This is a genomic window from Halomonas almeriensis (genome assembly GCF_030409235.1).
Taxonomy (GTDB): domain Bacteria; phylum Pseudomonadota; class Gammaproteobacteria; order Pseudomonadales; family Halomonadaceae; genus Halomonas; species Halomonas almeriensis.
This window is the reverse complement of sequence record NZ_JAUFPO010000022.1, coordinates 1-9,975: the sequence shown is the minus strand read 5'-3', so window position 1 is coordinate 9,975 and position 9,975 is coordinate 1. Positions and strand designations below refer to the sequence as shown.

Genomic DNA, 9,975 nt, shown 5'->3' with positions numbered 1-9,975 from the left:
TGTCTCTTCCTTTTTAGACAAATGATCAAATATTGCCTCATCAAAAACCTCAGTTATACGCTTGCCAGCTTTTTTTGTCGGCCTAGATCCTGAAGAACTTATCTTCATCTCAAACAAAAAATCTCCTAGAGTAACATCTGGTTCTCGGTATGCTTTGAAAATGGTGGTATCAGTTCTTTTTTGACTCGGCAACAAAATCTCGCGAATAAACTTTCCCAACTCAACCCGCCACTTATCATTTTCTTCCACACCATAATCATTCTTATAAACAAGCTGCTCCCTCTTTAACGAGAGAGTGTCGATATGGGGCTCAACATAACCCCTTATTTTCTCATAGTAACGTAACTTAGCCTCATCAACATCAAACATTTTTTCTCCTCAAAACACACAACTATATTTATAATAACATTACACAATGTGCACTACACGACAGAAACGGAAAAGACCTCTTGCCGGAACTAGATGACAACCCTTTCTGGGCTCCTATATCCACCCTCCCAGGGTCGAATTACGCTTAGAAGCCAGACAGTGTACTCCCTCTACAACCCACGCTGGATCCAGCATAAACCCAAACGGTTAGGTTTATGCTAGACTGTCCTCATGCCAACCAAAACCCAGACAGTATCAGCCCACCTTGAGGCACGTCATTTCAGGGATGCAGGGTGCTTCTCGGAAACTTTCAAGCCTGTGGACAGACACGTCATTTCAGGGACTGCAGGGATGATAGCGCCGTCTATTAGGAATCGTACCCACCTTCGGCTCCCAGTTGAAAGCCAGACAAAGGGTCATGTCATGACCTACCTTCAAACGCTGACGCGATAAAGGCTTCCAGCGCTTCGGACTCCAGAATCTCTATGGAGAAGTGACCGAAGCGTTTCGGAAGCCACAGTATCCGGCCCCCTGCTGGGGAGCTGAGATCCTCGCGTCGAATGGACTGCCCATGTTCATTCTCCGGTTGAACGCCGGCGGCAACGAGCTCGTCATAAGCAGCATCGATATCGGGTGTCGAGTAGCAATGCCGATAGATTACACCAGGCCCCTGTTGGTCCATCAGCTCCTTGAGATTACCTGCAATGGGCTGAACCAGCATGAACCGCTCGACACCGAACTTCACGATGGCATAGCGGACGTGCAGCCCACCTCGGTTCCAAACGATCGTATTGGAGACCGAGGCCTTGAACACGGCTGCGTAATACGCGCAGGCCTCTTCAAGGTCCTCAATCAGAACGTCGACGTGGCTGAACCTCAAATCCATTATGATGTAATCATTGTATTATTATCTGGAGGAGGATTGTTGCGAAGATGGTCTTCAGCCTCATGCATTATCTGCTCCATCGTCTCATCTCTTGGCTTACATTGTTCAGCCCAAGACCGGCCTGGATGTAGAACATCCCATCGAGGCCGCAGCCCCTCGAAACGACCCTTCCCTGGAGTATGGTTTCCAAAACCATCTATCAAATTGTTCCAAATCGGAGAAAACTTAGATATTAAAAGCGACTCCCCAAGAGGAATCCATATATCGTCAACCACAAGAGCACGAAAATAGAAGTCTTCAACTTCCAAGTTTTCGACTACTTCTATACTTTTCTTGTGCTCGTTAAGACGCTTGTGCAAAGAGGTCGTGGTAGTCTCCGACATTTTTCCTTTCCTTGCACCGGATGGCACGGCCTTCCCGACGTAGATGGGCGCTACAAACTCTCTTCCCTGGTTACGTGAAGATATCGCCTGGTAGGCAGGAAATCCTCCAACATAATAAATCGCGTATATCCCAGCACCGTTGAACTTACTTAGATCACCGAGATTGGTTACCGGGCGACGAAGCATAGCTTGACCAACACTCTCGCCAAGGTGTCTTTTATCGAGCGGGTTAAAGGGAATAATATTATCGGTCATGCCATATTCCTACGGCGCTTCTGGTTGGCCAAGTTGCGCAGTTGTGTCAGGGCCAACTGCTCAGCGACTGAGCATGTCATGGAACGTGCCAAGGCGACAGGCACAGCATTCCCTAACTGACGCATAGTCTCTCCCCACGCGCCATGGAAGGTATAGCCATCAGGGAAAGTCTGCAGTCGAGCAGATTCACGAACCGTGAAATAGCGAACGCTACCATCGTCGCGAACCATCATATTCTCACCACCAGGGACACCATGTGCTCCCGCCTTCAAAGTCTTCGACGGCAAATCCAGCGGACTTCCTGTATGTCCCTTGTACACCCGAGCTCCATCCTGGAACTTGTGGTCATGGAAAAAACGCGCCCCTCTTTCCCGGGGATCTGGGACGTCGATCAAGGCATCCCGGACAGTCCGCCAGGGCTTACGATCACACGCGATAAACGAATCTTCTAATTTCCTCACCCGGTTTACCAAACGCTCCGGTACTGTGGGCCTACGCGACTTGGGAATACGATGGCGTTCCCAGTATTCTTCAGTGACCCACTGGTCATAAAGCAAGGCGTCCAGAGAATGAGTCGAGTCCGGGGGGGACCACTCCACACCTAAGTCAGATCGAAAGCCTACGATAAAGACACGCTCACGCTTCTGAGGTATGCCATAGTCTGCCGCATTGACTAAAACCGGGAACAAATTATACGTCAACCCATTGAAGTGTTGAGCGCCAGAGGTCTTTTCCTCCTGAAGCCGTTTTAGGTGCTCTAACCAAGTCTCACCATCCCGCCGGCTAACTTCGGGAAACTCTAACTGAAGTTGTATGTACTGGAAGTAGTCGTGGAAACTCGCACGAGTTAGGCCCTTTACGTTTTCAATGATGAACGACTTCGGTCTCAATCGCCTAACGACCTCGACCGTAGCGGGGAACATGTCGCGTTTATCGCCAAATGCCTTGTGACGCCCTCCCATAGAGAACGGCTGACAGGGCGGGCCGCCGGCCACCAGATCGACTCCTTCAGGAAAGCTCGACCAATCGAACTCACGTACGTCGCCTTCCCACAGGGGCCAGTCCTGAACCAGGGGGTATCCCTTGCGCTGATTCTCGCGAATCGTGTCACATGCCCAACGATCCCACTCGACCACCGCTAGAGACTCGAAGCCGGCGAGAGTCGCCCCCATCGCTAGCCCCCCAGCGCCCGCGAAGAGCTCAACCGATTTCATCATACTCCAACCCCGTCGTGTCGTTCAGGAAGTCCCGCACGAGTCGCGCGGTGAGGGCCGTACGGGCCAACTGGCACTCCCAGACGACCAGCACACGCCACCCCATTTCATTTAATTTCAATTGGTTGCGCTGATCACGTAGCTGATTGGCTTCCAATTTTTCGCGCCAGAATGATACCCGGCTCTTAGGCATTCGGGCCAGGGCACAGCCCTCGTGCCGATGCCAGAAGCAACCGTGCATGAAGATCACTGCTCGCCGTGATCTGAAGACCATATCAGGGCTTCCCGGAAGGCGGGTATCGTGAAGCCGATAGCGAAACCCCATGCCGTGCACCAGACGGCGCAGTTTCATTTCTGGCTGGGTGTCCTTGCCTGGCACCCGGGACATACGCTCGCTACGGGCTTCCTTGGATAAAGTATCCATCAAAGCTCCATCACCACCTATGGGAATCTAGTGCCACCCAATCTAGTCTACATCCGACTCGACACCATTCACTCTGGGTCCACGGGAATTCACAATTACGCGGCTTATCCTGACAAAATAAACGTGACAATGTCACGCTTATAGGCTATGCTGATGGGCATCTATCGACGGAGGGCCCCACTATGGCACTGGATCGCATCAAGGACCTGGAGCAAGTCTTCAAAAGCGCTGACGGCCGCATTGTCGAATGGCGCTCCCCCCAGTACGAATGGTATCGCTACGATCGCGATCTCGGCGCTGTCGGGCCGGAGCTTCCCGGCGAAAACGGGCTGCGCTGCTGGGAGTGGCACGTGCTCGACAAGAACGATCTCAGCAGCGCGAAGCGCAAGGTCTTCGAGTTGATCAACGAGAACGAACTCTGATGGGACGCAAGCGCGTCATGGTGCCGGAGGAAGCATCACTATGGCTCGGCGTGCTGCTGGATGCAGCCTTCGACCCGACCTCGACCGCCCTGGATCTGCAGCGTAGCGCTGACGTGTTGAACCATCAGGGACCTGGAAACGGCTGGCAGGCACATCATGGCCAGTCCAACCTCCTGGCGATCGCCAGCGACCTGACGCAGTATCCCCACGACTACAGCGACCAACGCCGCACGGAGCTGTTGCTAACCTGGGCTGAGCGCTGGGTCCAGCCCGACGACTGGTCACGCCTCGCAGCCCGAGTCCGTAAGCGCCGGGAGCGGTTGACCACGACACTCTGATGTCCCTCGTTTGTCCCTCTGGTGTCCCTTTTCTGTCCCCTCCCTTTCCGCTTCGCGAAAGGGGCCCTGTTCCTTAACGCTGATGGCCCGTTGCGTGCCCCTCCAGGGCCCTTAACGAGCCATACACCATACGCAATGCTTTGCATCGCCAAGTAGCTGATTTTTAAGTAATTATCCTTCATCAATCGTTCTCTGACGTTATACCAAAGTAAAACGCTTTTCCTTACAAAACCCGTGAATGCTAGGGTTTAGTGTAAAACATATCGTAAAACACGGAGGATGGTGCGATGCCGAATATCAACGTTCGCGTTTCGGAGGCCGAGAAGGCGGAGCTAGAGGCCCGATCCGGGGGCAATGTGTCCGCTTACGTGAAGCAGCAGCTGTTCAGCCAGAACCAGACCCTGGAGACGATCCTACACCGCCTCGAGGACATCGCTGACGACCTGGAGGACCAGCACACCGACACGGAAGCACACCAGGAACGCCCGGACGCTATCGCCGCCCGTGACGTGATGCCAATGCTCGCTGAGCTGTTGCTGATGATGCGGGGGACGGTCAAACCCAACACGCGCAAGATGGCACAAAGCGAGATCACTCGGGTGGGCATGCAGGTCTGGGAGCCTGGAAATCAGCTAGGGTAATGGGGAAACCGGGATTCCAGGAGGCAACACCTATGTGGCAGGACATCCCGCTGATACCACTTCTGATCTTGCTGGTGAGCATTCCCTTCCTCAGTGGGCTCTTCCTGAGCCGACACCTCGAGAAGAAGAGAAAGAGCAAGAGGAAAGGCCCCAACGACGGATAGCTCACCACTCTGCCGAACGGCAACAGACGGCATAGCTGGGTAGAGGTATCGCTGACGCCCTGCGGTTGTCGGGCGGTACCGCCATGAAAGGTGGGAGGCTCCGCTACTAATTCAATGAGGGGTCTGGGGCAAGGGGCCCCATGACCTTGCCGACCGCAGTCCATACGACATAAGCACGCCAAGTGGAGCCGTCGCGGGTGCAGTACACAACATAACCATTACCATCCACTTCTTCCTTATACTTGTACTGACCACAACCGGTTATATCGTTGGCCGCCAATGTCTGGGAAATCTGGGTATGGTAGTCATCCTGCCAGGGGCCAGGATATTTATCAGAGAGGTCTGCCAGCCCAACGGACGGAGCTGCTAGGGAAAGCAGACCGACGACCAGAAAAAGCCGTAGATGCATAAAACGTGACTCCTATTACGAGAACGGTGCGATTCCTCAAGGCCAGCATACCACCCCCCGCCGAGCCCAAAGCTATTATCCGATACGGCTATTCCCGCTTTTCCTGTTGCGACATAGGTGGCGACTAGCAAGTGTGATAGCACTTTGCGAATCCTGCCTTAGCCTTCTCCCTCCTTCAGAATTTCGGGTGCCCGAAATTGACCTTGACCTGGGGGTGGGGGTTTCCACCGATGGTGGGCGCTCCAGGAGCAGTGATAAATCCTTCTGGGTACCAGGCGCCCTCGCCGTCAGAGCCCCTGCTGCGCCTTCCTCGAGCCTTCAGAATTTCTTACGTAAGAAATCGAAGACGGGGGGGTTCCACCGATGGTGGGCGTTCCAGGAGCAGTGCCAAAGCCTTCCGGGTACCAGGTGCCCTCGCCGTAAGGCCCCTGCTGCGCCCCTTCCCCGGGCCCTCCACATTTCGTACGTACGAAATGGCCCCGCACCTCTACTCGTCGTTCAGCTCCTTGTTGGTGTGGTAGATCGCCCAAGCCGCAAGAGCGGTGGGCGGAATCACCAAAGCAGCGACTATCATCCAGTTATCCATGTCACCTTTCCTTGCCTGCGCGTCAGCCTCTTATCGGATCCAGGATAGCCCAACCCTGTGTTACTGCCCGTCTGTCCGCCTCGCTACGCTCGTTGGCGGGTACGTCCCTCGTTCGACCCCCAGGGCCGATCTCGGGGCCGTACCTGATGATCTTACCGGCGACGCTCTAGTGGGGTAATCCCGCGATAGCGGGATGAAGGCGCGTCAGCGCCGGTAACCAGGGGTCAGGTGGGCGCAGCCCACCGCCCTGCTGAACAGGGGTTGCTGCGGGTCTGCAGGGTCTTACACGGCGTAGCCGTCCCCCTGGGCGCGCAGCCGCGAAGCGGCTCGATCGCGCCCTTCTCGACTTGTCGAGGCATTGAGAGGGGTAGGCCGAGCGAAGCGAGGGGCGGAGGGAGCGCAGTGACCGGAGGGTAGGCGTGCGCGTTAGCGCTCTTTTCTGTACCTTTTCCCCTTTTCCCCTTTTAGGGTTTTTAACTTTTTGATTTTAAAGGGATAAAAAGGGAAAAAGGGGACGGATTCAGGGTTAAAAGGGGACGGATTCAGGGTTAAAAGGGGACGGATTCAGGGTTGCGAAGGGGACATATTCAGGGTACAAGGGGACGCTGTTATATAGTCCCTGTTTTGGAACGTCATGGATGAACAAGCCCCAGGTCTACAAGAGCAACGCACTGATCGAGGCATCTTATCGCCTTACTCCAGCAGAGCAGCGGATCATGCTGGCCTGCATTGCACAAGTACGACGGGACCAGCCCATCACCGACGAAGTACTGTACAACGTTACCGTGGCCGACTATGCCGCACTTGTCAGCACCGAATCACACTCCACCTACAAGGAGCTTGCAGACGCTGCCCTGCGGCTGAAACGTCGCGAGGTGTGGATCACCGAGCGCCCCAACGGTGAAGGCTCACACGAGGAAACACTGGTCACTGGCTGGGTGCAGTCTATCCGCTATCGCAAGAGCGAAGGTCGCGTTCAGTTGCGATTCACTAAGGACATGCTGCCCTATTTGACCCAGCTCACCGAACAGTTCACGCGCTATGCGCTTTCCGATGTAGCCAAGCTGAATAGCTCCCACGCCATCCGGCTCTATGAGTTGCTGTGCCAATGGAGGGATGCAGGGCAACGGGAGGTCGAGATTGGCTGGCTGAGAGACGCTTTCCAACTCGGCGACAAATATCCGGCACTCAAAGACTTCAAGCGACGCGTGATCGAACCCGCCGTGACCCAGATTAACGAGCACTCGCCTCTGTGGGTAAAGTGGGACCAAAGGAAAACAGGGCGCCGAGTCTCACATTTGGTATTTATCTTCGGCGAGAAAGCCCAGGAGAAGCCCCACAAGCCCCGCCAGGGAAAAACGAAGGGCACAAGAGGGGACGGCTCAGGCGCTCTTTATGGGATACCTAAGGCAACTATCGAGGCCAAAGCACAGCCAGGCGAATCCTTCGAGGACGCTGCATTACGTATCCTGGAGGAGCGCCGGCAGGTTGCTAGGGCGTGATTAGTAGCCATACTGTCGGGAAGCCCGACAACACTTCCCGACAGTGCCCGACATGTCTGTATTAACCATAGGCCGCATGGCCACCCTGTACGGCTTGCACCGCTCCACACTATACGAAGCGGTCGATAAAGGCCGCGTCACAGCACAGGTGAATGGCAAAGGCCAAAAGGTTCTAGACCTGTCTGAAATGATCCGTGTCTACGGCGAGCCGCCGGGGCAAACAGCACTTACCCAACAGAACCCGACACCTTCTTCCGACAATGACCCGACACCCACGACAGAACGTTTGCTGGCCGAGCTGGTAGAGCTGACCAGGCACCAAGGTGAGGAACTGCGGCGGCTGCGCGAAGAGGTGGCCACCCTGCGGCGTTTGCCGCCCCCAGGGCCAGATCAGGGCGACCCGGAGCAGAACCCGACAGACACCCAGGATCCGGACCCCCCGGACAACGGCGACCCCCACGGCTTGCGCTCGCTCGCCCGGTCGCTGTACCAGGATGGCGACGCCGATTAGACTGGTAGCCACTAAGGAGACGCGCCCATGAGCACCCAACTAGACCCGATCGTCTCGGAATTCGCGACCCAGGAGCAGGCCGACAGCTATGACCGTTGGTTTCGGGCCAAGGTCCAGCACAGCCTCGACAACCCTGGCCAGGGGATGCCTCATGACCAGGTCATGGCCAAGGCCGACGCGATCATCGATGACGCGGTACGGCATCAGAACGACGAGACGTCGTGAGCCTGCCGATTCATTGGCATGACGATGCCATTGCTGATCTGCTCGAGCTGATCACCTATATCGCCGAACGCGACCCCCAGGCCGCCCGACAACTGCGTACCCGCATCGAGGCGGCCGTGGCCTCGGTGGCCGAACACCCCTACCTGCACCAAGTCGGCCGCGTGCCCGGCACGCGAGAGATTGTGGCTCATCCGAATTTCATCGTGGTCTACCAGGTGACGGATCGGATCGACGTCACGTCCGTGGTTCACGCTCGCCAGAACTACCCCTGATCCCCGACCGCAAGATGATGCTTAGAACCTCAGTCGCTCGAATGGCCGCCCGGTGAGGGCGGTATAAGCCACCGTGTTCTGGATATTGGCGTGGCCCAGGTACTGCTGCACGGTGCGCAGATCCACGCCCTGGTTGATCAGGTGCACGCCGCAGGCATGACGTAACGCGTGCGGATGCCACTTCACGCCCAGCACGCGCTCACTGAGCCGATGCAGCAGGCGCCGGAAGCCGTCGGCGCTGATCGGCGCCCCACGCTCACTGACGAACACCAAGCCCGCCGCGCGGCCACCACTGTCGCGCTGGTAGCGCTTCAGCGCCCGCACGGTGTCGCCCTGGAGCGGGTGGGTGCCGTCAAGGCCGCCCTTGGCGCGGGTGACGCGCAGCTCATGATGCATCAGGTCGACGGCCGACCAACGCAGCCCCACCAGCTCCGAGACCCGCAGCCCGTGCTCGAAGGCCAGGCGCAGCATCAGGGCGTCGCGCCGGCCGTGGCGATGGTGCCGAATCGCGCCCCGCATCAGTTGATGCACCTCGTCGCGGGTCAGGTGCTGACGGCCGCGGGTGGCGTCGTTGGCGGCGCGACTGCGTACTGTCCGGGTTTCAGTGGATGGCAAGGCTGTCGGGGCGGGGTGTCGGGGCCTGTCGGGCACGGGTGGGGCGCTCCTGGTCGCGGTAACTGTTCGGGTTTCAGCTAAAAGCCAGACAGTATCAGCCTGCCTCGAGGCACTTCATTTCAAGGATGGTGTCAGTTCTATACGGCTCACTTTAAATCACAAATCAACTTCGCTGCCCCAAGCACCTCTCTCTTCTTCTCATGTGTCATAGATTCCAGAATGGCGGATACGTTAATCACATCCCCTTTCATTGCTGACAAAAAAATTTCACACTCTTCACAATCACCAGACAAAGATTTTTTTCCACTCTCATAATCTTTACCACCCTCAATCGAAGAAAGAAAACGCCCTATCTCAGAATGGTGTATAAGACAAACTCCTAAGGAAGAAGCAAGCTCCTTAGAAGACTTAGAATACTCAGCATTAGAAATTACTACGAACACATCACATCTGAAGTAGTCACCACCAGACTTAACCTGCTGTACAGCAGAATTACCAACTAACCTCTCATTATAAAGCTTGCACTGAAAAGCTATTTTCACGCCTCCTTTTTCAGCCAATATATCTACACCTTGGTCCCCAGACCCAGGTGTAACCCTAGCTGTCCAACCCAGCTTCTTTATTTCTCTACAGCAGTCATGCTCATAAGAAGAGTGATCTTTCAAATCCATCGAAAAAGAACTTGTCTCTTCCTTTTTAGACAAATGATCAAATATTGCCTCATCAAAAACCTCAGTTATACGCTTGCCAGCTTTTTTT

14 protein-coding genes are annotated in these 9,975 nt (G+C 55.5%); 7 read left to right on the top strand and 7 right to left on the bottom strand.

What is annotated here, in order from left to right; translation table 11 throughout:
• The 5 genes from QWY74_RS13010 to QWY74_RS12990 all read right to left on the bottom strand — a co-directional run.
• The coding region (locus QWY74_RS13010; RefSeq protein ID WP_290314479.1) for a hypothetical protein at nt 1–369 on the bottom strand (369 nt) is incomplete at its 3' end.
• A 421-nt stretch (nt 370–790) separates the two neighbouring features.
• Nucleotides 791–1,255, bottom strand: a complete 465-nt coding sequence (locus QWY74_RS13005; protein ID WP_290314478.1) for a VOC family protein — start codon at nt 1,253–1,255, stop codon at nt 791–793.
• A complete protein-coding gene (locus QWY74_RS13000; RefSeq protein WP_290314477.1) occupies nt 1,255–1,893 on the bottom strand; it encodes an Eco29kI family restriction endonuclease in 639 nt (212 codons plus the stop codon). The genes QWY74_RS13005 and QWY74_RS13000 overlap by 1 nt, the downstream gene beginning before the upstream one ends.
• Nucleotides 1,890–3,107: a DNA cytosine methyltransferase gene (locus QWY74_RS12995; protein WP_290314476.1), complete on the bottom strand. Its 1,218-nt coding sequence runs from the start codon at nt 3,105–3,107 to the stop codon at nt 1,890–1,892. Before QWY74_RS12995 ends, QWY74_RS13000 begins: the two co-directional genes overlap by 4 nt.
• Nucleotides 3,094–3,531 (bottom strand): very short patch repair endonuclease, encoded by a 438-nt coding sequence (locus QWY74_RS12990; protein ID WP_290314475.1) that lies wholly within the window; start codon nt 3,529–3,531, stop codon nt 3,094–3,096. Before QWY74_RS12990 ends, QWY74_RS12995 begins: the two co-directional genes overlap by 14 nt.
• A gap of 182 nt (nt 3,532–3,713) precedes the next feature.
• Between QWY74_RS12990 and QWY74_RS12985 the strand changes: the two genes are divergently transcribed.
• From QWY74_RS12985 to QWY74_RS12955, 7 genes are all read left to right on the top strand, one after another.
• A complete protein-coding gene (locus tag QWY74_RS12985) occupies nt 3,714–3,953 on the top strand; it encodes a hypothetical protein (RefSeq protein WP_290314474.1) in 240 nt (79 codons plus the stop codon).
• A complete protein-coding gene (locus tag QWY74_RS12980; protein WP_290314473.1) occupies nt 3,953–4,291 on the top strand; it encodes a hypothetical protein in 339 nt (112 codons plus the stop codon). The genes QWY74_RS12985 and QWY74_RS12980 overlap by 1 nt, the downstream gene beginning before the upstream one ends.
• A 287-nt stretch (nt 4,292–4,578) precedes the next feature.
• On the top strand, nt 4,579–4,932 hold the full coding sequence (locus tag QWY74_RS12975) for a hypothetical protein (protein WP_290314472.1): 354 nt from the start codon (nt 4,579–4,581) through the stop codon (nt 4,930–4,932).
• Nucleotides 4,933–6,729: 1,797 nt separating this feature from the next.
• Nucleotides 6,730–7,593, top strand: a complete 864-nt coding sequence (locus QWY74_RS12970; RefSeq protein ID WP_290314471.1) for a replication initiation protein — start codon at nt 6,730–6,732, stop codon at nt 7,591–7,593.
• A gap of 76 nt (nt 7,594–7,669) precedes the next feature.
• Entirely contained in the window at nt 7,670–8,104 is a 435-nt protein-coding gene (locus tag QWY74_RS12965) for a hypothetical protein (RefSeq protein WP_290314470.1), read from the top strand.
• 27 nt (nt 8,105–8,131) lie between these two features.
• Nucleotides 8,132–8,329 carry a type II toxin-antitoxin system RelB family antitoxin gene (gene relB, locus QWY74_RS12960; protein WP_290314469.1) on the top strand — a complete coding sequence of 66 codons (198 nt, stop codon included), beginning with the start codon at nt 8,132–8,134 and terminating at the stop codon, nt 8,327–8,329.
• Nucleotides 8,326–8,601, top strand: a complete 276-nt coding sequence (locus QWY74_RS12955; protein WP_290314468.1) for a type II toxin-antitoxin system RelE/ParE family toxin — start codon at nt 8,326–8,328, stop codon at nt 8,599–8,601. Before relB ends, QWY74_RS12955 begins: the two co-directional genes overlap by 4 nt.
• Nucleotides 8,602–8,622: 21 nt before the next feature.
• Here the strand turns inward: QWY74_RS12955 and QWY74_RS12950 are convergent, their stop codons facing one another.
• Both QWY74_RS12950 and QWY74_RS12945 read right to left on the bottom strand, forming a co-directional pair.
• Complete coding sequence (locus QWY74_RS12950; RefSeq protein ID WP_290314467.1) at nt 8,623–9,252, bottom strand: tyrosine-type recombinase/integrase; 630 nt, start codon at nt 9,250–9,252, stop codon at nt 8,623–8,625.
• A gap of 110 nt (nt 9,253–9,362) precedes the next feature.
• On the bottom strand, nt 9,363–9,975 hold a 613-nt coding region (locus QWY74_RS12945; RefSeq protein WP_290314466.1), incomplete at its 5' end, for a restriction endonuclease.